Annotated in this window: 20 protein-coding genes; 12 read left to right on the top strand and 8 right to left on the bottom strand. The window is 64.6% G+C overall.

What is annotated here, in order from left to right:
- Positions 1–122: 122 nt before the first annotated feature.
- Together QQS38_RS02605 and QQS38_RS02610 are read left to right on the top strand one after the other, a co-directional pair.
- A complete protein-coding gene (locus tag QQS38_RS02605) occupies positions 123–830 on the top strand; it encodes a peptidoglycan DD-metalloendopeptidase family protein (RefSeq protein WP_479643795.1) in 708 nt (235 codons plus the stop codon).
- A 448-nt stretch (positions 831–1,278) separates the two neighbouring features.
- Positions 1,279–2,907, top strand: coding sequence for an acyl-CoA synthetase (locus tag QQS38_RS02610; RefSeq protein WP_479643796.1), 1,629 nt, complete (start codon positions 1,279–1,281; stop codon positions 2,905–2,907).
- 102 nt (positions 2,908–3,009) lie between these two features.
- Here the strand turns inward: QQS38_RS02610 and QQS38_RS02615 are convergent, their stop codons facing one another.
- Positions 3,010–3,540 (bottom strand): cytochrome b, encoded by a 531-nt coding sequence (locus QQS38_RS02615; protein ID WP_479643797.1) that lies wholly within the window; start codon positions 3,538–3,540, stop codon positions 3,010–3,012.
- 194 nt (positions 3,541–3,734) lie between these two features.
- Here QQS38_RS02615 and QQS38_RS02620 point away from each other — a divergent pair, with 194 nt between their 5' ends.
- Positions 3,735–4,058: a DUF2288 domain-containing protein gene (locus tag QQS38_RS02620; protein WP_479643798.1), complete on the top strand. Its 324-nt coding sequence runs from the start codon at positions 3,735–3,737 to the stop codon at positions 4,056–4,058.
- Positions 4,059–4,142: 84 nt separating this feature from the next.
- On the top strand, positions 4,143–4,316 hold the full coding sequence (locus QQS38_RS02625; RefSeq protein WP_479643799.1) for a hypothetical protein: 174 nt from the start codon (positions 4,143–4,145) through the stop codon (positions 4,314–4,316).
- Between the two features lie 79 nt (positions 4,317–4,395).
- Here QQS38_RS02625 and QQS38_RS02630 read toward each other — a convergent pair whose 3' ends face one another.
- Complete coding sequence (locus QQS38_RS02630; RefSeq protein ID WP_479643800.1) at positions 4,396–5,334, bottom strand: LysR family transcriptional regulator; 939 nt, start codon at positions 5,332–5,334, stop codon at positions 4,396–4,398.
- 157 nt (positions 5,335–5,491) lie between these two features.
- Here QQS38_RS02630 and QQS38_RS02635 point away from each other — a divergent pair, with 157 nt between their 5' ends.
- Genes QQS38_RS02635 through QQS38_RS02650 form a run of 4 tightly spaced genes read left to right on the top strand, consistent with a single transcriptional unit; the run spans position 5,492 to position 10,380 of the window.
- Positions 5,492–7,078 (top strand): efflux transporter outer membrane subunit, encoded by a 1,587-nt coding sequence (locus QQS38_RS02635; protein WP_479643801.1) that lies wholly within the window; start codon positions 5,492–5,494, stop codon positions 7,076–7,078.
- A 10-nt stretch (positions 7,079–7,088) separates the two neighbouring features.
- Complete coding sequence (locus QQS38_RS02640; protein WP_479643802.1) at positions 7,089–9,275, top strand: FUSC family protein; 2,187 nt, start codon at positions 7,089–7,091, stop codon at positions 9,273–9,275.
- Positions 9,276–9,285: 10 nt separating this feature from the next.
- Entirely contained in the window at positions 9,286–9,486 is a 201-nt protein-coding gene (locus QQS38_RS02645; protein WP_479643803.1) for a DUF1656 domain-containing protein, read from the top strand.
- A gap of 30 nt (positions 9,487–9,516) precedes the next feature.
- A complete protein-coding gene (locus QQS38_RS02650; protein ID WP_479643804.1) occupies positions 9,517–10,380 on the top strand; it encodes an efflux RND transporter periplasmic adaptor subunit in 864 nt (287 codons plus the stop codon).
- 180 nt (positions 10,381–10,560) lie between these two features.
- On the opposite strand, the gene QQS38_RS02655 is transcribed toward QQS38_RS02650, so the two are convergent.
- Complete coding sequence (locus QQS38_RS02655; protein WP_479643805.1) at positions 10,561–12,237, bottom strand: methyl-accepting chemotaxis protein; 1,677 nt, start codon at positions 12,235–12,237, stop codon at positions 10,561–10,563.
- A 462-nt stretch (positions 12,238–12,699) separates the two neighbouring features.
- Here QQS38_RS02655 and QQS38_RS02660 point away from each other — a divergent pair, with 462 nt between their 5' ends.
- Positions 12,700–13,965: an MFS transporter gene (locus QQS38_RS02660; RefSeq protein WP_479643806.1), complete on the top strand. Its 1,266-nt coding sequence runs from the start codon at positions 12,700–12,702 to the stop codon at positions 13,963–13,965.
- Between the two features lie 130 nt (positions 13,966–14,095).
- Here the strand turns inward: QQS38_RS02660 and QQS38_RS02665 are convergent, their stop codons facing one another.
- Positions 14,096–14,914, bottom strand: coding sequence for a 5'-methylthioadenosine/adenosylhomocysteine nucleosidase (locus QQS38_RS02665; RefSeq protein WP_479644087.1), 819 nt, complete (start codon positions 14,912–14,914; stop codon positions 14,096–14,098).
- 8 nt (positions 14,915–14,922) lie between these two features.
- Complete coding sequence (locus QQS38_RS02670) at positions 14,923–17,292, bottom strand: UvrD-helicase domain-containing protein (protein ID WP_479643807.1); 2,370 nt, start codon at positions 17,290–17,292, stop codon at positions 14,923–14,925.
- A gap of 215 nt (positions 17,293–17,507) precedes the next feature.
- On the opposite strand from QQS38_RS02670, the gene QQS38_RS02675 reads away from it, so the two are divergent.
- Both QQS38_RS02675 and galU read left to right on the top strand, forming a co-directional pair.
- On the top strand, positions 17,508–20,375 hold the full coding sequence (locus QQS38_RS02675) for a valine--tRNA ligase (RefSeq protein WP_479643808.1): 2,868 nt from the start codon (positions 17,508–17,510) through the stop codon (positions 20,373–20,375).
- A gap of 84 nt (positions 20,376–20,459) precedes the next feature.
- Positions 20,460–21,341: a UTP--glucose-1-phosphate uridylyltransferase GalU gene (galU, locus tag QQS38_RS02680; protein ID WP_479643809.1), complete on the top strand. Its 882-nt coding sequence runs from the start codon at positions 20,460–20,462 to the stop codon at positions 21,339–21,341.
- Positions 21,342–21,442: 101 nt separating this feature from the next.
- Here the strand turns inward: galU and QQS38_RS02685 are convergent, their stop codons facing one another.
- A complete protein-coding gene (locus QQS38_RS02685; protein WP_479643810.1) occupies positions 21,443–21,919 on the bottom strand; it encodes a hypothetical protein in 477 nt (158 codons plus the stop codon).
- A 64-nt stretch (positions 21,920–21,983) separates the two neighbouring features.
- On the opposite strand from QQS38_RS02685, the gene QQS38_RS02690 reads away from it, so the two are divergent.
- The gene (locus QQS38_RS02690) at positions 21,984–22,139 is read left to right on the top strand and encodes a hypothetical protein (RefSeq protein ID WP_479643811.1); all 156 of its coding nucleotides are present in this window, start codon (positions 21,984–21,986) and stop codon (positions 22,137–22,139) included.
- A 206-nt stretch (positions 22,140–22,345) separates the two neighbouring features.
- Here the strand turns inward: QQS38_RS02690 and QQS38_RS02695 are convergent, their stop codons facing one another.
- On the bottom strand, positions 22,346–22,573 hold the full coding sequence (locus QQS38_RS02695; protein WP_479643812.1) for a sulfurtransferase TusA family protein: 228 nt from the start codon (positions 22,571–22,573) through the stop codon (positions 22,346–22,348).
- Positions 22,574–22,742: 169 nt separating this feature from the next.
- A complete protein-coding gene (locus QQS38_RS02700; protein WP_479643813.1) occupies positions 22,743–23,807 on the bottom strand; it encodes a Gfo/Idh/MocA family oxidoreductase in 1,065 nt (354 codons plus the stop codon).
- Positions 23,808–23,813 lie beyond the last annotated feature (6 nt).

The following is a 23,813-nucleotide window of genomic DNA, read 5'->3' on the forward strand; positions in this document are numbered from 1 at the left end:
CCCGTCCTATTCCCCTCCTTTCCGAACATTCGACGACATTGGCCCGTTACAATCGGACGTTTTGGCCGTCGCGCCCCGGGGCGGGTGCGATGGCGCGTTTCGAAGAAGTCGAGCGAGGTTCAATGTTGCGAAAAACGATAACGCGGCTCGTATGCGCGCCGCTGGCGGCGGCGCTCGTCGCATGCGGGTCGGCGCCGGTCGCACCGGGGTATTACCGCGTCGAGCGCGGGGACACGATCACCAAGATCGCACGCAGTCATCGCGCGTCGGTGCAAAGCATCGTCCGCTGGAACAACCTGGCCAATCCCGATGCAATCGAAGTCGGTCAGGTGCTGCGCGTGGCGCCGCCGGGCAGCACTGCAACGGCGGGTTCGCCGCTGAGTTCGAACACAGGCAGCCCTGCGCCGTCCACGAGCAACGCCACCGCACCGCGCGCCCTACCCGGCGCGGCCGCTCCCGCCAACGGCATCTCGCTCATCTGGCCCACGTCGGGCAAGGTCGTGCGCAATTTCGACGGCGTCAACGCCAAAGGCATCGACATCGCCAATGTTGCGGGCACACCTATCGTCGCGGCCGCCGCGGGCACCGTCGTCTACGCAGGCAACGGCCTGCGCGGCTATGGCGACCTGCTGATCGTCAAGCACAACGCCGATTTCCTCACCGCGTATGCACATAACCGCAAGCTGCTCGTGAAGGAAGGCGATCGAGTGGCGCAAGGCCAAACGATTGCGGAGATGGGGGACACGGACAATGATCACGTGGTGCTGCACTTCGAATTACGCTATGGCGGGCGCTCGATCGATCCGTCGCGCTTCCTGCCGGCGCGATAGCACAGCAATGCAAGCGTCTATGCGTGCTGGAAACATGAGCGTGCGGGGCAAAAAAGAGGCCCGGCCGAAGCCGGGCCAACGGGGGTTCGGCGCAGTGAGGCAAAGGACCGGTTCGCCATGCGCCGATTGCAATTTAACAATTTTGCAATGCATGCACAATGCGCTTATTGGAAGAAAAGCGGTAATTGGCACATAGTGCCGGGATAATGTCATAGAAATACGCAGTAGCCAGCGCAATTGCAAGACGCCCGGCTGCAGCGAGCGGCAAGGCCCCCTGCGCCCCGTCAGATAAGGGACAGCGGGCGCAGGCGAAGCGCGAGAGCGCGCGCGGCCCATTATTCAATCGACTGATCTAATCGGGCGAATTGAAAATGATCGGTATTTTGTCGAATTATTTTCAGGCGAATTACCTCGCCGCCCGAAGGTAAGAGGAAAGAGGAGACACCACATGCTCACGAAAACCGGCAGCTACGACGCGCTCGTTCGAACGTTCGAGTGGCGCATCCCCGAACGCTACAACATCGGCGTGGACGCGTGCGACAAGTGGGCGGACGGCACGGGCCGGCTTGCGCTGGTGTACGAGGCGCGAGACGGCGCGCTCTCGCGCTACACCTTCGACGAACTGAAAGCGCTGTCCAACCAGCTCGCCCACAGCTTCGAGCGGCACGGCGTTGCGCGCGGCGAGCGCGTCGGCATCTTTTTGCCGCAAGCTCCCGAAACGGCGCTCGCGCACCTGGCCGCCTACAAGCTCGGCGCCATCGCCGTGCCGCTGTTTGCGCTGTTCGGCGTCGAGGCGTTGCAATACCGCCTCTCGAACAGCGGCGCCGTGGCGCTCGTCACCGACGCGGCGGGGCTGCAAAAGATCGCTCAGATTCGCGACTCGCTGCCCGAACTGAAGACGATCTATTGCGTCGACGGCGATACGCAAGCATTGCAAAGCGCTGACGTCCTGCCGTTTTGGCCGTCGCTCGAACGAGAGGCGCGCACCTTCGACCCCGTCGATACGCATGCCGACGATCCGGCCGTCATCATCTATACGTCGGGCACGACCGGCAAACCCAAAGGCGCGCTGCACGCCCACCGCGTGTTGCTCGGCCACCTGCCCGGCGTCGAGATGCCTCAAGCGTTCTTTCCCGAGCACGCACGCCTCATGTGGACGCCTGCCGATTGGGCTTGGATAGGCGGCTTGCTCGATGTGCTCTTGCCTTCATGGCACCACGGCATTCCCGTGCTCGCGCGCCGCTTCGAGAAGTTCGATGCCGAGGCGGCGTTCGATCTCATGGCGCGACACGGCGTCACGCACGCATTCCTGCCGCCGACCGCGCTCAAGATGTTGCGCACGGTCGAGCGGCCGCGGGAGCGTCACGCCCTTTCGCTCGTCGCGGTTGCGAGCGGCGGCGAATCGCTTGGCGAGGAACTCATCGAGTGGGGCCGTGCAGCACTCGGCGTCACGCTCAACGAGTTCTACGGGCAGACCGAATGCAACGTCGTCGTGAGCTCCTGCAGCACGCTGTTCGAACCGCGCATCGGCTCGATCGGCAAAGCGGTGCCGGGCCATGACGTGCAGATCGTGGACGATACCGGCCGCGTGCTGCCGGCCGGTGTCGAAGGCAACATCGGCATCCGTGCGCCCGATCCCGTCATGTTTCTCGGCTACTGGCGCAACCCCGAGGCCACGCGCGAAAAGTTCGCGGGCGACTTTCTCGTGACGGGCGACGTGGGCGTCATGGATACCGATGGCTTCATCCGCTTCGTCGGCCGCAACGACGACGTCATCACGAGCGCGGGCTACCGCATCGGCCCCGGTCCGATCGAGGATTGCTTGCTGGGTCATCCGGCCGTGCGCATGGCTGCGGTCGTGGGCGTGCCCGATGCAACGCGCACCGAGATCGTCAAGGCGTACATCGTCCTGAACGACGGCTTCGCACCGGGCGAAGCGCTCGTGCGGGAAATTCAGGACCACGTGCGCACCCGTCTAGCCGCACACGAGTACCCGCGTGCAATTGCGTTCGTCGATACGCTGCCGATGACGGCGACCGGTAAAATCGTGCGCCGCGAGCTGCGCACGCTTGGTTGAGCGCTGAGGGCGAGGCTCGCCTTCAACGCCGCTGAGTGGATCATGGCGGGCAGACGCCGCGCGCATGGCCGGCGCGGCGGCGGCCTCGTCCGACGACGCGCGTCACGCCATTCGGCGCAATACGCCGTCGCGCAGAACGAGGTGGTGATACAGCGCGCCTACGACGTGCAATCCGATCAAGCCAAGCATGACCCAAGCCAATACGCCGTGGACATCGCCCAGCGCATGGCCGATGGTCGAGCCCGTGGGCGAGAGCGCCGGCAGGTCGACGCCGAGGAGCGAGAGCCGCCACCCGCGCGACGAGGCGTTGGCCCACCCCATCAGCGGCTGGACGATCAACAGCAGGTAGAGCGCGACATGCGTCAGATAAGCCACCCCACGCGTGAGCGCGGCGCCTTCGACCACGGCCGGCTCTTTACGCAGAAAACGCCACAGCAAGCGCACGACCATGACGGCAATGATCGAGACGCCCAGGGTCAGGTGAATGGCGATGAGTCCTACGGGTTGCGTGCCGCGATGAATCTCCGGCATCGTCCATGCGACGACGTACTGCGCCGCTAGCAACAGGACGACGAGCCAGTGAAGGAGACGGGCAAACGGGTCGTACTTCGAAACGGAGAAGGCGTTGGCCATGATGTCCTCATAGATAGACGAATTCCAATGCGGCCGCCCGCGCCCTGCATGATGCGTGAGCTGCATCGCATAATTGGGGCCGATTGTAGCGCGCGCTACCTTAAGAAATCCTTGCCGTGGCGCCGCAGTTGCACGCTGCGCTAATTCCGATGGTTTATAGTGACGCCCCTCGCTCCGCTTTGACGCACCTCATCATGACTGTCCCTGAGCCCTCCGGCCCCGATAGCGGCCACAGCCCGCTTTATCTGAAACTGCTCGCCGAAACCGCGAAGATCGGCTGGACCGAGCTCGAACGATTTTTCGCGCGCGGCATGCTGCTGCGCGTCGCCCACGATTTGGATCTGGTGACGGTGGCCGTCGCCATCGCCGAGGACGATGCCGCCCAGGTGGCGCAATGGCTGTCGTCGGGGGTCGTCGAACGCATGACATCGGAAACAGCTGCTGAGTGGGCGGTGCGCAATCCCGAACTGTGGGCCGTGGTCGTATCGCCCTGGGTCTGCGTTCAAGAGCGAGGTTAGCGTCCAGGTTCGGCAGACCACCTCGGTTTCGCCGCGCATGTCCTAGTATGTAATGGCGCGACCCCTTCGCGAAAGGAGACTGCCATGGACGCTGAATCGATTGCAGGGCTAGTTGGGCTTGCCGTCGGGCTGCTCGTGCTGCTTGCGCTGACGATCTTCGAAGCGCGCTCCTACAAGCGCGACCACGGCGGCGAAGGCATGGTCCATCACTGGCTGGCCGAGCATCACATGCTCGACTGGCGGCGAACGAGGCACTGAGCCGCGCTCGCGTTCTCGCCGGCCTCGAGCTGCAAAACGCCGGCACGATCCGTCGCGCGTCTTCTCGCGCGCGGCGGGGTCACGTGCGCGCGAACGCTTTCAGCGCCGCCTGCTCCGAAGCCAGCGTCGCGGGCAATTCTTCGAGCAGGAAGTCGACCCAAGTACGGATTTTCGCGTCCAGATACTGACGCGACGGATAGAGCGCATAGATATTGAGCGGCATCGTCGTATATTCGGGCAATATCCAGACCAATTCGCCGCTTTTGAGCCAGCGCATGGCCGAATAAGTCGGCAGCACCGCCACCCCCATCCCTTCGCGCACCGCGACCGCCATCGAATCGGCGCCGTTCACTTGAAATTTCGGCGCCGATGCGGTGAATGTTTCCACGCCGTTCGGGCCGTCGAAATTCCATTTATCGAATGCCGCCGCCGGCGTGACGATGCGCAGACAGTCATGGTTGACGAGGTCCGCCGGCGTGCGCGGGATGCCACGGCGTTCGAGATACGACGGCGAGGCGCAAGCGATGCTGAACACGTTGCCGAGCCGCTGCGAAATGAGACCCGAGTCGGGCAGGTCGTAACCCAGCACGACAGAAACATCGAAGCCTTCGTCGAGTAGGTCCGGAATGCGCTGCGCCAATGTCAATTCGACCGATACATCGGGGTAGCGTCTTTGGTAGCGGGCAACGGCCGGCACGATGTAACGCGTTCCAAAACTCGCCATCACGTGCAGCCGCAGCTTGCCGCTCGGCCGCGCATGGGCATCGCTCGCTTCGGCCTCGGCCTCTTCCACGTACGACAGGATTTGCTGGCAGCGTTGCAAATAGCGCTCGCCCGCTTCGGTCAACGCGATGCGCCGTGTCGTTCGATTGAGCAAGCGCGTGTGCAGGTGCGCTTCGAGGTCGGAAACGGCGCGCGAGGCGTAGGCCGTCGTCGTATTCAGGTGCTGCGCTGCCGCGGTGAAACTGCCCGATTCAACGACGCGTACGAAAACCCTCATGTTTTGAAGCGTGTCCATGCCCATCCCTTGTCTGTCCGCGTTGCGATTGTTGCATATTACGCAACGTGAATTATCACAACTGCCGTAAAGATCCCTTGCATCCTTACCACTTATTCAACAATCCGCTGAAAAATATAATCGATCGTATTCAGTCATGTTCCGTTGGGAGAGAATCTTGCGATTGCCGATCGGCAAACTGCGTCTACCGTCCGCGTTTCTTGCACTGTCGATAATAATCGCCGGATGCGCAAGCACGGGCGGCATCGCGCCGCAACGGCAGACGCTCGATGCGGCGACGCTCGATCCCGGCGCCGCCGTGCGCGCGGCCGATCGCAGCGCAGGCTGGCCCGATACCAACTGGTGGCGCGCCTTCGGCGATGCCCAGCTCGATACGCTCGTCGCCGCCGCCATCGCAGGCAGTCCCACGCTCGCAGCGGCCGAGGCCCGGGTGCGGCAAGCGCAGTCCCTCGCGGGCGTCGCTGCGGCCGAACTCGCTCCGCATCTGAACGGCAACCTGTCGATGACGCGCGAGCACTGGCCCGACAATCCGTTGTATTACGGACCCGGCCCGCTCGCCAATCGAAACACGTGGAACAACACCGGCACGCTCGGCCTGTCCTACCGCTTAGATTTATGGGGCGGCGACGCGCGCGCGCATGAGCAAGCGCTCGATGCCGCCCACCAGCGCGCCGCCGACGAGCGCGCCGCGCAGTTGGAACTCGAAGTCAACCTGGTGCGCGCCTATGTCGACTTCTCCAAGCAATTCGCGTTGCGCGATATCGCAACCGATATGCTCGCGCGGCAGCGCGAACTGGTCGCGCTTGCGCGGCGTCGTCTTGCAGGCGGCATCGGGACCCAGCTCGATCTGAGCCAAGCACGAGCGCCGCTACCCGAATACGAACGCCAAATAGAAGCGCTGGACGAAGCGATCGAACTCGATCGCAATCAATTGGCGGCGCTGATGGGCCAGGGCCCCGGCGCGGGGGCCTCGCTGCCGCGGCCGGCGCTCGCGTTGGACGCACCGGTCGGCCTGCCCTCGCAACTGCCCGCCGAGCTGATCGGTCACCGCCCCGATGTGGTCGCGGCGCGCTGGGCCGTCGCCGGCGCCGCGCGCGGCGTCGATGTCGCGCACGCGGCGTTCTACCCCAACATCAATTTACTGGCCTCGCTGGGCGGCTTCGCCGTTGGCGGCCCCATGTTCCAGTTCTTGCATGCGGCGAACGGCGGTTGGACCGCCGGGCCCGCGCTGTCGCTCCCGATCTTCGACGGCGGCGCCTTGCGCGGGCGCCTCGGCGCGGCGGCGGCGGGCTACGACGAAGCCGTCGAGCATTACAACGCCGCCGTGATCGCGGCGCTCCAACAGATCGCCGACCAGGTCGTGCGGCTGCATTCGCTCGCGGCGCAAGAAGGCGATGCGATGCGCTCGGCGAGTCTCGCCGAGCGCAGCTATCGGCTCGCGCAAGTCGGCTTCGAACGCGGGTTGAACGATTATGTCAACGTCGTCGTCGGCCAGACGCAATGGCTCGGTGCGCAGCAACGCGTCGCCCAGGTGCGCGCCGCACGGCTCGAGGCCTACGCTTCGTTGATGGGGGCGCTCGGCGGCGGGCTGAGCACGCCGACCGACGGCCCCGAGACGGCCGCCATGAAACCCTCGCACGATGCGGCACGCTCCGGCGCAGCGGCAGCGCACGGCGTCGTTGGGCGGCACGGGTCCGAGCAATCGGCATCCGGGGCCGCGCCCGTGGGCAACGGCTCCCGTTAGGACGCGCACCATGGCCGATCCGACCTTCTCCAGCGCACGCTCGCTCGACGCCCTGCAAACGGCCTTCGCCGATTGGGCGCGAACCGACGGGCGCACCTGGGTTTACGTGTTCAAGGCGCTGGCCGCCGCGTTCCTGGCGTTGGGCATTGCGATGCGGCTCGAGCTACCGCAACCGCGCACGGCCATGACGACGGTCTTCATCGTCATGCAACCGCAAAGCGGTGCGATTCTCGCCAAGAGCTTTTATCGGATTGGCGGCACGCTGGTCGGCCTGATCGCGACGCTCTGTTTGATCGCGGTGTTCGCGCCCCAGCGCGAGTTGTTTTTGGGCGCGCTCGCGTTGTGGACCGGCATCTGCACGGCCGGCGCGGCACGCAACCGCAACTTTCGCTCGTACGGCTTCTTGCTGGCCGGGTACACCGCCGCATTGATCGGCATCCCCGCCGCGCAGCACCCCGAAGGCGCGTTTCTGGCGGCGCTCACGCGCGCGGCCGAGGTCACGCTCGGCGTGCTGTGCGCCGGCTTGGTCGGCGCCCTCGTTCTGCCGCAGCAAGCGAGCTTGCAAATGCGCACGACGGTGCGCGCGCGCTTTTCCGCCTTCGTCGAATATGTCGCCGACGCGCTCGCGGGACGCGTCGAGCGCGCGCAGATCGAACGCACCAACGCACGCTTTCTTGCCGAGATCGTCGGCTTCGAAGCGATGCGCAGCATCGCCGTGTTCGAAGGCTCCGAGACGCGCGGCCGCAGCGGCCGCCTTGCGCGCTTGAACAGCGAATTCATGACGGCCTCCACTCGCTTTCACGCGCTCCATCAACTCATGAATCGCCTTCGCGGCGCCGGGGCCACACGGGCCGTCGATGCGCTCGAGCCGTACTTCAAGGAACTTGCGCCGCTTCTGCATACGCCCGGCGAGCCGGTGCTCACGGCCGCCGACGCTGCCGGCTCCGCCCGCAAGCTCGACGCGTTCAAGGCCGCGCTGCCGCGCCGCGTGCGCGAGGCCCGCAGCGTGCTGGCCGAGCAACTCGGCTTTCCCTTGCTCGACTTCGATACGGCCGCCGAATTGCTCTACCGGTTCGTCGACGACATGCACGGCTACGCACTCACGTACGCGTCGCTCGCGGCGGCCACGCATGAACGCGAACGCTGGCCGGAACGCTACGAACCTAAAACGAATGCCGTGCTCACCGCGGTCTCAGGACTGCGCGGCGCGATCGTGATGGCCGTGCTCAGCGCGTTTTGGATCGCTACTGCGTGGCCCAACGGCACGGTGCTCGTGCTCAATGCGGCCGCCGTCTGCGCGTTGGCCTCTTCTTCGCCGCGCCCCACGCGGATGACCTACCAAATGGCCGCCGGCACCCTGCTCGCAACCCTCGTCGGTTTCGTCGAAGTCTTCGGCGTCTATCCTCGCATCGACGGCTTCCCCCTGCTGTGCGCGGCCCTCGCGCCGCCGCTCGCGCTCGGTATCTGGATGACGACGCGGCCCAAGCTCGCGGGATACGGCGCCGGCTATTGCATCTTCTTTTGCGTGCTGGCGGGGCCGGACAACATCGTGCGCTACGACCCGGCCGGCTTTGCCAACGATGCGATCGCGTTGGTGCTGTCGATCGCAGCCTGTGCGATCGCGTATTCGGTGCTCCTGCCGCCTTCGACACCCTGGCTGCGCCGCCATTTGCTGGCCGATTTGCGCCGGCAGGTCGTGCTGGCTTGCCAGGCGCCGCTCGCCCGCCTGCGCGGGCGCTTCGAAAGCCGGGCACGCGATTTGGCGTTTCAAGCATATGGGCTGATGGAGCAAGACCCGGCTGCGCGCCGCGACGCGCTCGCTTGGCTCATCGCCGTGCTGGAAGTGGGCCATGCCGTCATCGATTTGCGGCGCGAATTGGGCCAGTTGCCCGGCGATGCGCGCTACCGGGCGACGATGCCCTGGCGGCGCACGATCGCGCGCTCGGCCAAGACGCTGAGCGCGTTGTTCGCGCGCCCCGCAGCCGCGCGGCTGGACGCGGCGCTGGCTGCCAACGTCGACGCGATCGCCGCGACGCAACAAGCGCTGGCGGCATTTGCGCCGCCGCGCGAAGACCGCCATCGCCTGCAACGCATCTTGAGCTACCTGCACTTCGTGCGTACCGCGCTCATCGATCCGCAATCGCCGCTCGCGCAGTATGCGCTTGCATCCGGCCGCGACAACGCGGCGCGCGCATGAAGGAGAAGCTATGTCCCGCGAGATCGCCGTGCTCGGCGCCTATCTTCCCGCGCTCGTGCCGCTGTGCATCGGCGGCGCGGCGCTCTCCTGGCTCGTCGATCGACTGCTCGCGAGCTTGGGGCTTTACCGTTTCGTGTGGCACCCGGCGCTGTTTCGCGCGAGCCTGCTCGCCTGCATCTGCGGCGTCATGGGGTTGGCCGTCTATCGCTAAACGCTGAACCCCTTTCCTTCGACTCTCATCATGACGCTTCGACACATCATCGGTTTCATCGCGACGGCACTCGTTTTCGTGCTGGCGCTCGTCATCGGCCGTTCACTCTGGGTGCACTACATGGAGGAGCCGTGGACGCGCGACGGCCGCGTGCGCGCACAAATCGTCAACGTGGCGCCCGACGTCTCCGGCGCGGTCGTGGACCTGCCGATCGCCGACAACATGTTCGTCAAGAAAGGCCAAGTGCTGATGCAGATCGACCCGGCACACTACCGGATCGCGGTCGAACAGGCCGAAGCGGCCGTCGCCGCAAGCCGCGCGCAATGGCGGATGCGGCAGGGGCAGGCAGCGCGGCGCGCCGATATGGATAGCCTCGTCGTCTCGAAGGAAAGCCGCGAAAATGCGACGAGCGCGGCAGCCGGCGCCCAGGCGCTCTATCAGCAGGCCGTGGCCGCGCTCGACGCCGCCAAGCTCAATCTCGCACGCACCACGGTGGTCTCGCCCGTGGACGGCTACGTCACCAATCTGTCCGTGTTTCGCGGCGACTACGCGAACGCGGGCGCACCCAAACTCGCGATCGTGGACAGTCATTCCTTTTGGGTTTACGGCTATTTCGAGGAAACCAAACTGCCGCGCGTGAAAATCGGCGCGAAGGCGCAAATGCGCTTGATGAGCGGCGGCGTGCTGCAAGGGCACGTGGAGAGCATTTCGCGGGGCATCTACGATCGCGACAATCCGCAAAGCCGCGAACTCGTCGCCGACGTCAATCCGACTTTCAACTGGGTGCGTCTCGCGCAGCGCGTGCCGGTGCGGATCCACATCGACCACACTCCGGACGGGGTGGTGCTCGCCGCAGGAACGACGTGCACCGTGATCGTTTCGCCGCAGCAGTGACCGAGTAGGGTCACCGGGGAGAGGCATAAAGACGGGGCGCAAGTGCGTCCCGTTCCGCGTTTGACTCGCCGATACCGGCTGCGAGCAACGCTCGGGTACCAAAGACGACGGCGCGGGCTCGATTGCAGCCCGCGCCGTCAGCGAACGTCTAAGGTACCGCTAGGCAGCGACGGCCGGGCACTACCGGACCGCGCGTAGCTTGAACTTGCCGACCAAGCGCTTGAGCGACTGGGCTTGATCTTCGAGCGAACGCGCCGCAGCCGTCGCCTCTTCGACGAGGGCCGCATTTTGCTGCGTGCCGGCGTCCATTTGCGTGACGGCGCGGTTCACTTCCTCGATGCCCGCGCTCTGCTCGGACGATGCGGCCGAGATTTCGCCCATGATGTCCGTGACGCGCTTGACCGCCTTCACGACCTCGTCCATCGTTTGGCCGGCATCCTGCGCCAGGCTGGATCCGTTCGCCACGCGCTCGAGCGACGTGTTGATGAGCGTTTTGATCTCTTTGGCGGCAGCCGCGCTGCGTTGCGCCAAGCTGCGCACTTCGCCCGCCACGACCGCGAAGCCGCGACCCTGCTCGCCCGCACGCGCGGCTTCGACGGCAGCGTTCAACGCCAAGATGTTCGTCTGGAAGGCGATTCCGTCGATCACGCCGATGATGTCGCCGATGCTCTTGGCGCTGTCGTTGATTTGCCCCATCGTCGTGACGACGCGCGAGACGACGTCGCCGCAAGTCGACGCGATTTCCGAAGCGTTGTTGGCGAGCGCGCTCGCTTGCTTGGCGTTGTCGGCGTTTTGCTTCACCGTCGAAGTGAGCTGCTCCATGCTCGTCGCGGTCCGCTCGAGCGACACCGCCTGCAACTCCGTGCGTTGCGACAAGTCGAGGTTGCCCATCGAAATCTCGCCGGCGGCCGAGGAAATCGCCTCCGCGCTCGCTGCGATTTCGCCGACTGTCGCCGCAAGCCCCGTTTGCATCTCCGAGAGCGCATAGAGCATGCTCGCGTCGTCCTTCTTGCCGAGCGCAATGCGCTCGGACAGATCGCCCGCCGCGATATGGCTCGCGATTTCCTTGGCATAGGCGGGCTCGCCGCCCAGTTGCCGCGTCAAGCGCCGCACCACCGCCTCGCTGACGAAAAACGCGACGATCATCAGCGCGACGGTCATCGCCGCCATCATGACGAACGACGACTTGAATATGAACGCCGACTTCTCGATCGTCGCCTTGGCCTGCGTGCCGCGCCGCGCGACGAGCGCATCGACTTGCTTTTCGAGCTTGCCGGTCTCGACCAGCAGCGACACGTCCTGCATGCCCACTTGCCAGTTCATCTGCGATAGATCGAGCGATTGCGCCTTCACCAGCGTCACGAAATCGCGCAGGTGGCCCGCCCACGTGCCCACGTCGGCGCTAAATTTCTTCTGCTCGGTGATGCCCTCGCTGTCCGACGCATCCGTGTACTGCTGCAGCGTCGCGAGTTCGCCGTTGATGGCGGCGAGCCCCTTGTCGACCTCGGCGCCCAATTCGTCGCGCTCTTTGGCCGTCGTGGCCGTCAGCAGCATCTTTTGCGCGCGGCTCGCGCGCAGCACGTCGGCGCGCACTTCTTCCACGGCGCGGCTGGCGACATGGCCCTGTTCGTAGATCGATTTGGTCGAACCGTTCAAGCGTTCGATTTGCGCCAATGAGAACACGCCGATGACGAGGGTGCCCACGAGCACGACGGCAAACGCCAAGCGTAACGATGCCTTGACCGACAAGCCGCTCAATTTCGTCTTCGCCGCGCGCTTGTGCGGCCGGCCGCCGGCCCCCGCGCCGTCAGGAACGAACCCCGCGCCGGAGCGTTTGCCCAGCGAAACTGCCTTCATATGCATCCCCCTTCTTATTGCGCGCCACCGTGGGTAGGGCGACGAAAGCCGTGTTTACCTTCTCGGGTCAACGGCAACTTTGATGCCGTTCTTTAATTCGCGGCTGCCAATGTAAACCCGATGTGACGCACTCGTGGCGCGCCGCTGGCTTTATAACCCGCCAAAAAAACGGCGCGGTGAGACGGCGGCCAGACCGCCGGCTTGCGCGCCTGCGTCGAATGCCGCCCCATGCGCGCGAGCACTGCCCGACCGCCGCCCAGCCGCGCCGCACCACGCCGTGCCCATTTCTTGCACCGCGGGGTCGGTCATGTCCTATTTGCGACAAACTTTGTCCTATTATTCCTTTCGAGACAATCTACACTCGATCGGTACCCAGACAAAATGAATCCCTGCCGGCCGCGAACGTCGCGGCACGCGCTGTCTTCCCTTTTTTCCCTATTTTCTTTTCTCACCGTGCGAATCATGCAAACCACAGTCCCCAAAGACGGCCTTGCCACGGCGCAGGCAACGGCCGCATCCCCCCCGCCGCAAGGCACCGCGAGCGCCGCCGTCTCGCACACCGTCTATTCGGTGCTCGGCGCGATCAGCTTCTCGCATCTGCTGAACGACATGATTCAGTCGTTGATCCTTGCGATCTACCCGATGCTCAAGCAAAACTTTTCGCTGTCGTTCGCTCAGATCGGCCTCATTACGCTCACCTACCAGATCACGGCCTCGCTGCTGCAGCCGCTCGTCGGCTTCTACACCGACAAGCGCCCGCAGCCCTACTCGCTGCCGGTCGGCATGGGCTTCACGCTCTCGGGGCTCGTGCTGATGTCCGTCGCCTCCCACTTCGGCGTGTTGCTCATCGCGGCGGCGCTCGTCGGCTGCGGTTCCTCGGTGTTTCACCCGGAATCGTCGCGCGTCGCGCGCATGGCCTCGGGCGGACGCTACGGGCTCGCCCAATCGCTGTTCCAAGTCGGCGGCAATGCCGGCTCCTCGCTCGGCCCGCTTCTCGCGGCACTGATCGTGATCCCGCACGGCCAACGCAGCATCGCGTGGTTCTCGGTGGCCGCGCTCGTGGCGATGGTCGTCCTCGCGAACATCGGGCGCTGGTATAGCCGGCATCCGGCCACCAAGAAGAAGGCAAGCGCGCGAGCGCTGCATCCGTCGCTGTCGAAATCGCGGGTGGCGCTCGCGATCGGCGTGCTCGTATTGCTCGTTTTCTCGAAATATTTTTACTTGGCGAGCCTGAACAGCTATTTCACGTTCTATCTGATCGACAAGTTTCACCTGTCCGTGCAAGCCGCGCAGATCCATCTGTTCGTCTTCCTGGCCGCGGTGGCCGCGGGCACGATCATCGGCGGCCCGGTCGGCGATCGCATCGGCCGCAAGTACGTGATCTGGGTTTCGATTCTCGGCGTGGCGCCCTTCACGCTGCTGTTGCCCTACGCGAATCTGTTCTGGACCGGCGTGCTGACGGTCGTCATCGGCGTCGTGCTGGCCTCCGCGTTCTCGGCCATCATCGTCTACGCGCAAGAGTTGATTCCCGGCAACGTCGGCATGGTGGCGGGCCTGTTCTTCGGCTTCGCATTCGGGCTGGGCGGCGTGGGGGCAGCGGTGCTCGGCGATCTGGCGGATGCCACGAGCATCGGTTTCGTCTACAAGGTTTGCTCGTTCCTGCCGCTGATCGGCGTGCTGACCGTGCTCCTGCCCAACCTCGAACAAAAACGTCAGGCGCGTGCCTGACCGCTGAAGCGCCTTGACGCACGGCCGGACGTGACAGGCGGCCGGCCCCGCCGTTGTCGGGCGGTTAGCGGTTAGCTAGCGACTTGCGTAGCGATCGGCGCCAAACGGCGCTCGAGCGCCGATCGCCGCACTAGCTGCCGCTTTGCTCCATGGCGGCCTGCGCCCGCAAGAAGCGCCCCAGCACACCGGACGAATAGCTCCCCGCGATATCCGTCAAGAACGTGGTGAACGAGGCCGTTGCGTGATCGTCGGCGGTGTCCGAAATGGTTCGCACGATCGCACACGGCACGCCATGCTCGAAGCACACTTGCGCCATCGCCGCGCCCTCCATCTCCACGGCCATCGCTTCGGGTAGCGCGCTCGCCAGCGCACGCACTTCGCTCGCGCTGGACACGAAGCGGTCGCCGCTGACGATCAACCCTCGGTGCACGCGCGGCCCGTGAAACGCGAAACGCTCGGCGAGCGCATCGGCCTCTTCGGAAACGAAGCGCAGGCAGGCGGCTTCGAGGGCATCGGCCAGCGGCGCATGCGCCTGAAAATGCGACCGCTCCAAGAGCGGCACCTCGTAGCGCGGAAACAGCGGCGAAGCGTCCATGTCGTGCTGCAGCAGCGCGTCAGCCACCACGATATCGCCCACGCGCACACCCGCGCCGACCCCGCCCGCCACACCCGTAAACACCATCGAGGCGACGCCGAAGACGTGAATCAGCGCGCTCGCGCTGGCAGCAGCCGCCACTTTGCCGACGCGCGCGAGCGTCACGACGCACGGCACGCCGTAGGCGGTGCCGAGGTGGTAATCGCGCTTGCCCAACGTCACCGTGCGCATGCCGCCCTCGGCGCGCATCGCTTCGATGAGGTCGCCCAACTCCTGCGGCAACGCGGCGAGCACGCCGAGCCGAGGCGTAGCGCCGTCACCGCTGGCGTTGCCCGCACCGTTCGTCACGTTCATATCGAGATTCATTCCACGACCTGCAATTTGGCCACGGCAAGCGCGAGCCACTTCTCGCCGTGCCGCTTGAACCGAACCTGCGCGCGCGCGTCTGCGCCTGCGCCTTCGAGCGCCGTGATCGCGCCTTCGCCGAACTTCGTATGGAAGACTTGCTGCCCGACGCGAAAGCCCGTATCGGCCGCGCGCTGCTCGTTGGCGAAGGCGGGCAGCGGCGGCGCCTCGAAGTTCGCCGCACGGCCGCGATCGGGGCGCGCGAACCAATCGCGGTTCCACGCCGAACCTTCCGCACGAGCGCCCCAGCGCGAGCCGGCTTCGACCTTCGGCGTCAGCCACTTGAGCGTGGTTTCGGGCAGCTCGTCGAAGAACCGCGAGCGCACGTTGTAGCGCGTCTGCCCGTGCAAGAGCCGGCTTTGCGCGAACGACAGATAGAGCCGCTCCTTCGCGCGCGTGATCGCCACATACATGAGCCGGCGCTCTTCTTCTAGACCGTCGGTCTCCATGGCACTGTTCTCGTGCGGGAACAGCCCTTCTTCGAGGCCGGTGATGAACACCGCCGTGAACTCGAGCCCCTTGGCCGCATGCACGGTCATCAGTTGCACCGCATCTTGACCCGCTTGCGCTTGACTCTCGCCCGCCTCGAGCGAAGCGTGCGACAAGAAGCCTGCGAGCGGGGTCATGGTGTCGGGGTTTTGCGCCGGGTCGCTCAGGCTCGCGGCCTCGAGCACCACGGTCTCGTCATCGAGCGAGGCCGCGCGCAGCTCCGGCGCTGCCGTGGCGCCCGGCGCGAGCCGGATCGAGCGCGCGGGCGTATCGAGCCCGTAGCCCTCTTCGCTGACGAACGCGGTGGCCGCGTTCACGAGTTCCTGCAAGTTTTCGAGCCGATCCTGCCCTTCTCGCTCGTTCTCGTAGAAGACGGACAGGCCGCTCGTGCGAACGACGTACTCCACCGTCTCGGGCAAGCTCATGCGCTCGGTTTCGGCTCGCATTTTGGCGATGAGCGTGGCGAACGCGCCGAGGCTCGTGCCGGCTTTGCCCGCCACATAGGGAATCGCCGCCGCCATCGACGTGCCATAGGAGCGCGCTGCGTCGGCCAATTGCTCGATCGAGCGCGCGCCGATGCCGCGCGTGGGGAAGTTGACGACGCGCGCGAACGCGGTGTCGTCGTTAGGATTGTCGATCAGCCGCAAATAGGCCAGCGCGTGCTTGACTTCCTGCCGCTCGAAAAAGCGCAGACCGCCGTAGACGCGATAGGCGATACCGGCATTCACGAGCGTGTGCTCGATCGTGCGCGATTGCGCGTTGCTGCGGTAGAGCACGGCGATCTCACTGCGCGCGAGGCCGCCGTTGTTGATCAGCGCGCGGATTTCCTCGACGATCCAACCGGCCTCCTGTATATCGGTGGCCGCCTCGTAGACGCGCACGGGCTCGCCGTGGCCGGCGTCGGTGCGCAAGTTCTTGCCCAAGCGCCGCGAGTTGTGGGCGATCAGCGCGTTGGCGGTATCGAGGATGTAACCGTGCGAGCGGTAGTTCTGCTCGAGCTTGATCAGATGGCGAACGTTGAACTCGCGCTCGAAGTCGAGCATGTTGCCCACGTTCGCGCCGCGAAACGCGTAGATCGATTGATCGTCGTCGCCGACTGCGAAAATCGAACCGGACGCCGCCCCATTGCCCTGTCCCGCGAGCAGCTTGAGCCACGCGTATTGCAGCTTGTTCGTATCCTGGAACTCGTCGACGAGAATATGCCGAAAGCGCGCTTGGTAGTGCGCGCGCAGCGGCGCATTGTGCGCGAGCAGCTCGTAGCAGCGCAGCAGCAATTCCGGAAAATCGACCACGCCTTCGCGCTGACATTGTTGGTCGTACGCGCGATACAGTTCGACGAATTTCAAATTGAAGCTGTCGCTCGCATCGACCTGGTCGGGGCGCAGCCCCTGCTCTTTGGCATTGTTGATGAAGTACTGGAGGTTCTTCGGCGGGTATTTCTCGTCGTCGACGTTCAGGCCCTTCATCAGACGCTTGATGGCGGACAGTTGATCCGCCGTATCCAGAATCTGGAACGTGGCCGGCAGCCCCGCATCGCGGTAATGTGCGCGCAGCATGCGATTGCACAGGCCGTGGAAGGTGCCGATCCACATGCCGCGCGTGTCGATCGGCAAGAGCGCCGACAGGCGCCCCATCATTTCGCGCGCCGCCTTGTTGGTGAAAGTGACGGCGAGCACCGTGGCCGGCGAGGCGTAGCCTTGTTGGATCAGCCACGCGATGCGCGTGATCAGCACGCGCGTCTTGCCGCTGCCCGCGCCCGCCAGGATCAGCGCCGGTTCGTTCGGCAGCGTCACGGCCGCATATTGTTCGGGGTTCAGGTTGGCGAGCAGTTCTGGCATGGAGGAAGCGGTTCTCTGCAACGGAAGGAAGCGGGCGACGCCGCGGGCGGCGACGCTTTGGGAGCCGATCATTATAAGGCCGGCCGCCGTGCCCCTCTGCCGTCCCCTTATAATTGACGGTTTCGAACCTGCGATCGAAGGCCGGCCGCGGCCCGCGGCAGGTTCCGATACCGGATTTCATCTCACCTCAGGCATTTTTCGGCGGATTTCCAACCATGACCGACACCACGCTGGCGAAGAGTTTCGAGCCCCAGACGATCGAGGCCCACTGGGGCCCCGAATGGGAAAAACGTGGGTACGCAAAACCCGCTTTCACGCCGGGCGCGCCCAACTTCTCGATCCAACTGCCGCCGCCGAACGTGACGGGCACGCTGCACATGGGGCACGCGTTCAATCAGACGATCATGGATGGCCTCACGCGCTATCACCGCATGCTCGGCGCGAACACGCTGTGGCTGCCCGGCACCGATCACGCCGGCATCGCCACCCAAATCGTCGTCGAGCGGCAGCTCGACCAGGAAGGCGTCTCGCGCCATGACCTGGGCCGCGAGAAGTTCGTCGAGCGCGTCTGGGCATGGAAAGAACGCTCGGGCTCGACGATCACGAACCAAGTCCGGCGTCTGGGCGCCTCGATCGATTGGTCGCGCGAATACTTCACGATGGACGAGAAGATGTCGGCGGTCGTCAGCGACGTGTTCGTGCGGCTGTACGAACAGGGGCTCATCTATCGCGGCAAACGCCTCGTCAACTGGGACCCGGTGTTGATGACGGCCGTGTCCGACCTGGAAGTGGCGAGCGAGGAAGAAAACGGTCACCTCTGGCATATCCGCTATCCGCTCGCCGACGGCAGCGGCCACTTGACCGTCGCCACGACGCGCCCCGAAACGATGCTGGGCGACGTCGCCTTGATGGTTCACCCCGAGGACGAGCGCTACGCGCATCTGATCGGCAAACACGTGAAGCTGCCGCTCACCGAACGCGAAATTCCGATCATCGCCGACGACTATGTCGATCGCGAATTCGGCACGGGCGTCGTGAAGGTCACGCCCGCGCACGACTTCAACGACTACCAGGTCGGCCAGCGCCACAACCTGCCGCAAATCGAAATCCTCACGCTCGAAGCGAAGATCAACGACAACGCGCCGCAGGCGTATCGCGGGCTGGACCGGTTCGAGGCGCGCAAGCGCGTCGTGGCCGATCTCGATGCACAGGGGTGGCTGGAATCGGTGAAAGACCACCGCTTGATGGTGCCGCGCGGCGATCGCACGGGCGTCGTGCTCGAGCCGATGTTGACCGACCAATGGTTCGTCGCGATGAGCAAGGGCGCGCCGGAGGGCACGTTCCATCCCGGCAAGTCGATCGCGCAGGTCGCGCTCGACGTCGTGCGCAACGGCGAAATCCGGTTCGTCCCGGAAAACTGGACGACCACCTATTACCAGTGGCTCGAGAACATCCAAGACTGGTGCATCTCGCGGCAACTGTGGTGGGGCCACCAGATCCCCGCCTGGTACGGCGAGAACGGCGAAGTCTTCGTCGCCCGCACCGAAGCCCAAGCGCGCGAGCAAGCGCGAGCGCGTGGCTACGAGGGCGCGCTCACGCGCGACGACGATGTGCTCGACACGTGGTTCTCGTCCGCGCTCGTGCCGTTCTCCTCGCTCGGCTGGCCCAACGAGACGAAGGAGCTGGCCGCATTCCTGCCCTCCTCCGTGCTCGTGACCGGCTTCGACATCATCTTCTTCTGGGTTGCGCGCATGATCATGATGACGACGCACTTCACGGGAAAGGTGCCGTTTCGCACCGTCTACGTGCATGGGCTCGTGCGCGACCACGAAGGCCAGAAGATGTCGAAGAGCAAGGGCAATACGCTCGATCCGATCGACATCGTCGACGGCATCGATTTGGAAGCGCTCGTCGCCAAGCGCACGACGGGCCTCATGAATCCGAAGCAGGCCGGGTCGATCGAAAAGAAAACGCGCAAGGAATTCCCCGCCGGCATCGCCGCGTTCGGCACCGACGCTTTGCGCTTTACGATGGCGTCGATGGCCACGCTCGGGCGCAACGTCAACTTCGACCTTGCGCGCTGCGAAGGCTATCGTAACTTCTGCAACAAATTGTGGAACGCCACGCGTTTCGTGCTGATGAATTGCGAGGGCCACGATTGCGGCTTCGCCAAGCCCGGCGCCTGCGCGCCCGGCGATTGCGGCCCCGGCGGCTACACCGATTTCTCGCAAGCGGACCGCTGGATCGTCTCGCTCTTGCAACGCGTGGAGGCCGAAGTCGAAAAGGGCTTCGCCGATTACCGCTTCGACAACGTCGCCAACGCGATCTACAAGTTCGTGTGGGACGAGTATTGCGATTGGTATCTCGAGCTGGCGAAAGTGCAGATTCAGAACGGCACGCCGGAGCAACAGCGCGCCACACGGCGCACGCTGTTGCGTGTGCTCGAAACGGTGCTGCGGCTTGCGCACCCGATCATTCCGTTCATCACGGAGGCGCTTTGGCAAAAGGTCGCGCCGCTCACCGACGCATATCCGCAAGATGCGGCGAGCGGCGAGGCCTCGATCATGGTGCAACCCTACCCGCGCGCCGAAGAGAAAAAAATCGACGAAAAAGCCGAGCGCTGGGCCGCGGAGCTAAAAGGCGCGATCGATGCTTGCAGAAATTTACGAGGCGAAATGAACCTATCGCCCGCAACCAAGGTCCCTTTGCTGGTACACGGCGACGCCGGCCAATGGCAGTCGTTCGCCCCGTACGCACAAGCACTCGCCCGCTTGTCGGAAGTGCGCATCATGGCCGACGAAGCCACCCTCGACGCGCAGGCGCAAGGCGCGCCGATCGCGATCGTCGGCGGTGACAAGCTCGCGCTGCTCGTCGAAATCGACGTGGCGGCCGAGCGTGAGCGTCTGGGCAAGGAAATTGCTCGGCTCGACGCGGAAATCGCCAAGTGCGCGGCGAAGCTCGGAAACGAGGCTTTTGTCGCAAAAGCACCGGCTCCTGTCGTAGAGCAAGAGCAGAAAAGGCTGTCACAATACCGGGACACCATTGCCAAGCTCAGCGCACAGCTCGCGCGCCTTCCGGCCTAGTGCGGCGTTCGGTACCTCGAACGCCGGACATTGCGTTCAATGGGCATGTTGGTCCCAACAGTACTCGAGAATTAAGGTAACGCCATGCTAAAAGTCACCAAGGCTGTCTTTCCGGTTGCGGGCCTCGGCACGCGCTTTCTTCCGGCCACGAAGGCCAGCCCCAAGGAGATGCTGCCGATCGTCGACAAGCCGCTGATCCAATACGCGGTCGAAGAAGCGATGGCCGCGGGCATCACCGAGATGATCTTCGTCACGGGCCGCAGCAAGCGCGCAATCGAGGACCACTTCGACAAGTCGTATGAAATCGAAGCGGAGCTCGAAGCGCGCGGTAAAGACAAGCTGCTCGAGCTCGTGCGCAGCATCAAGCCGAGCCACGTCGATTGCTTCTACGTGCGTCAACCCGAAGCGCTGGGCCTGGGCCACGCCGTGCTATGCGCCGAGAAGCTCGTCGGCGACAACCCGTTCGCGGTCATTCTCGCAGACGATTTGCTCTATGCCGAGCCGCCCGTCATGAAGCAGATGATCGATGTCTTCGACCACTATCACAGCTCGGTGATCGGCGTCGAAGAAATCCCGCCGCAAGATACGCGCTCGTACGGTATCGTCGACGGCAAGGAATGGGAAGACGCCATCATCAAGATGTCGGGCATCGTTGAAAAACCGGCGCCCGAAGTGGCACCGTCGAACCTCGGCGTCGTGGGCCGCTATGTGCTCAAGCCGCGTATCTTCGATCATCTGCGCGCGCTCAAGCCCGGCGCGGGCGGCGAGATCCAGCTGACCGACGGCATTCAATCGCTGCTCGGCGATGAGCAAGTGCTGGCCTACAAATATCACGGCACGCGCTTCGATTGCGGCAGCAAGCTCGGCTACCTGAAAGCAACCGTCGAATTCGCGCTGCGGCACCCGGAAGTGGCCGAGGATTTCGATCATTATCTGCGCACGCGTGCGCCCGTGATGGACAGCTAAGCGCTGCGCCGGCGCGCAAACGCCTTTATCCAGCACGACGATCGCGTCCGACATGCCGCAGGCGCGTCGTCGCGCGGCGTTTGCCTCGCTGGTGCACCTACCTACGACGATTGCGCGCGCCCGTGGGCCGCGGCGCTCGCACCGCCCGCGGCGCCTCTAGTCCGCGCAACGAGCGACAAACCCGCTTCAGTCACGCCGAACATCACCTTGTTTCCGGTTTTGGATAAGGCTCGCACGAACTCGAAGCGATTCGGCTCGGTGACTTTCATCTCGTTTCTGCGCTGCTCGCTATATCTGCCTTTCACCGAAAGGACCTTGAAACCGGTGATGTTGGCAAGTGCCGCTGCCTGGGAGAAGAGCCCGCCCGATCGAGCCCAGCATGATTGCAGGTAGAGGTACTTCACGTTCGATTTCTGTATGCGGCGCTCGTGCATGAAGTTGTCGATGACCTTCGCCACGGCGGCCGCGCTCTTGTGTCCGGTATTGCCCGGTGCGCCATGCGCTTGAACGACGATGCGGTAAAAAGACGGCTCGTAACGAACGAAGCTGTCCGGACCGAACGGCGCGTTGCTCTGCATACCCGCCGAATAAGAGCGCGCCCTCGGTGTTGGGGGAGTAACGAGTGAAGGCGCTCTCGCTAGCATGGTCGTCTCTCGGTTCGATCGAAACTTGGCGGTGATCGAGGTCGCACCCCTGCGTTTGCCGCATCGTTTGTCGCGCCAGACCCGATACGGCTTCGCGAATTCGACCGTGGGCGAGGCCGGCACGTGCGCGGCCCTCGTCGCCGATTCGCAGTAGCACTATAGCCGCCATCGATATCGCGCACACGAGGGCGCGCGGCACGAACCGCCGCACCATTGAACCGAGGTCAACTATTGAGAGAAACAGGCCCGAGAGGACGATAGCTGCGCTAGCGCATTACGCCGCGCAGTTCGCCTCAGTTGGTTCGAATGAAGATGTACATGGCGAAGCACTGCCTTCGTCCGCGCCTCGATCGCCGTTCGTTAGCGCCTTCGCATCAAGAACACGAAGGTCTTATCGTGCGTCGAGCTCTCGACGATTTCATTGCCCGTTTGCTTGGCGAACGCCGCGAAATCGCGTTGCGAACCGGGATCGGTCGCCAGCACTTTCAAAATCTGGCCGCTTTGCATATCCGCCAGCGCTTTTTTCGCCCTCAAGATCGGCAGCGGGCAGCTCAACCCGCGTGCATCGACTTCTTTATGAATGTCCATCGGCCATTGACCTTTTAGAAAAGCGAACGCGCGCCCCGCGAATGGGGACCTTGCGACAAAATTGCAAAAAATGAATTTTACCGCAGCGCCGGGCCACGCTCGATCAGCCGTCGTTGCCGCCAACGCCGGCCGTGGCGCGCTCGCAAGCCTCGGATCGACCGGGACGGGCCTAAAGCGTCACCGGCAACCCCGTCGCGAACGCCTCCCGCAGCGCGTGGCCGATGCGCGTCGCCTCGAGCGCGTCGGCCAGCGTCGCGCCCGCCGATGCAGCGCCCCCGGCGCTCGCCGTACCCGCCCGGCGGGCGCACACGGTTTGGACGAACGCGTGCGCTTCGTGCAGGAACGCCTCCTCGAAGCGGTCGAAGAAGGTCGGCGTGCTTTCGCTGCGCACCCCGCCCGCTTCGTATATTTCCACGCGATTGCGCCGCGGATTGTGACCGATCGCGAGCGCACCGCCCGTGCCGATCACTTCGCTTTGCGTATCGCAGCCATGCGCCATCGTGCGCGAGGCATAGAACACGGCCATGCGCCCGCCTTCGAATTCGACGACGCCTACGCCGTTGTCCACATCCGCGCACTCGCGCAGCCCCTCGTGCAACGCGATCACGCCCGTGGCGAAGGCGCGCGTCGCCCGCGCGCCGTCGAAGAACCAGCGCGCGACGTCGATGTCATGCACCGTGCAGTCGAGAAAAATGCCGCCCGAAGTCGGCGCGAATCGGACGAAAAAACCATCGGGATCGTTCAGATCCGTCGTTTGCGAGCGCACCATGAACGGCCGGCCGATGGCGCCCGCGCACGCCTTGTCGTACGCGTCGCGATAACTCGGGTCGAAGCGACGCATGAAACCGATCATCGCTTCGAGTTGCGGATACTCACGAGCCACGCCGAGCACACGCTCGCATTCGGCGACGTCGAGCGAAAGCGGCTTCTCGCAGAACACGTGCTTGCCCGCACGCAGCGCGGCGGCAATTTGCTCGGCATGCAACGACGAAGGCGTCACGAGCCACAGTGCATCGAGCTCGCGGTCGGCGAGCAATGCTTCGTAGTCCGAATAAAGCCGCGTGCCGGGGAACGTCTCTCGCGCCCAATCGCGCTCTTGCGCGACGGGGCTGCACGCCGCCGCCAACACCGCGCCGGGCACGCGGTACGCCAAATTCGTCGCGTGGCGCTTGCCGAGCCGCCCCAATCCCGCAATCCCGATCTTCACGGGTGCACGTTCTGCCATCGTCGTCACGGTCTC

Source organism: Trinickia sp. Z7, from assembly GCF_056498045.1.

Bases quoted from the DNA above. Each gene is read 5' to 3' on its own strand.
- QQS38_RS02605 (WP_479643795.1), top strand. From the start codon at position 123: ATGTTGCGAAAAACGATAACGCGGCTCGTATGCGCGCCGCTGGCGGCG.
- QQS38_RS02610 (WP_479643796.1), top strand. From the start codon at position 1,279: ATGCTCACGAAAACCGGCAGCTACGACGCGCTCGTTCGAACGTTCGAG.
- QQS38_RS02615 (WP_479643797.1), bottom strand. From the start codon at position 3,540: ATGGCCAACGCCTTCTCCGTTTCGAAGTACGACCCGTTTGCCCGTCTC.
- QQS38_RS02620 (WP_479643798.1), top strand. From the start codon at position 3,735: ATGACTGTCCCTGAGCCCTCCGGCCCCGATAGCGGCCACAGCCCGCTT.
- QQS38_RS02625 (WP_479643799.1), top strand. From the start codon at position 4,143: ATGGACGCTGAATCGATTGCAGGGCTAGTTGGGCTTGCCGTCGGGCTG.
- QQS38_RS02630 (WP_479643800.1), bottom strand. From the start codon at position 5,334: ATGGACACGCTTCAAAACATGAGGGTTTTCGTACGCGTCGTTGAATCG.
- QQS38_RS02640 (WP_479643802.1), top strand. From the start codon at position 7,089: ATGGCCGATCCGACCTTCTCCAGCGCACGCTCGCTCGACGCCCTGCAA.
- QQS38_RS02645 (WP_479643803.1), top strand. From the start codon at position 9,286: ATGTCCCGCGAGATCGCCGTGCTCGGCGCCTATCTTCCCGCGCTCGTG.
- QQS38_RS02650 (WP_479643804.1), top strand. From the start codon at position 9,517: ATGACGCTTCGACACATCATCGGTTTCATCGCGACGGCACTCGTTTTC.
- QQS38_RS02655 (WP_479643805.1), bottom strand. From the start codon at position 12,237: ATGAAGGCAGTTTCGCTGGGCAAACGCTCCGGCGCGGGGTTCGTTCCT.
- QQS38_RS02660 (WP_479643806.1), top strand. From the start codon at position 12,700: ATGCAAACCACAGTCCCCAAAGACGGCCTTGCCACGGCGCAGGCAACG.
- QQS38_RS02665 (WP_479644087.1), bottom strand. From the start codon at position 14,914: ATGAACGTGACGAACGGTGCGGGCAACGCCAGCGGTGACGGCGCTACG.
- QQS38_RS02670 (WP_479643807.1), bottom strand. From the start codon at position 17,292: ATGCCAGAACTGCTCGCCAACCTGAACCCCGAACAATATGCGGCCGTG.
- QQS38_RS02675 (WP_479643808.1), top strand. From the start codon at position 17,508: ATGACCGACACCACGCTGGCGAAGAGTTTCGAGCCCCAGACGATCGAG.
- galU (WP_479643809.1), top strand. From the start codon at position 20,460: ATGCTAAAAGTCACCAAGGCTGTCTTTCCGGTTGCGGGCCTCGGCACG.
- QQS38_RS02685 (WP_479643810.1), bottom strand. From the start codon at position 21,919: ATGCAGAGCAACGCGCCGTTCGGTCCGGACAGCTTCGTTCGTTACGAG.
- QQS38_RS02690 (WP_479643811.1), top strand. From the start codon at position 21,984: ATGGTCGTCTCTCGGTTCGATCGAAACTTGGCGGTGATCGAGGTCGCA.
- QQS38_RS02695 (WP_479643812.1), bottom strand. From the start codon at position 22,573: ATGGACATTCATAAAGAAGTCGATGCACGCGGGTTGAGCTGCCCGCTG.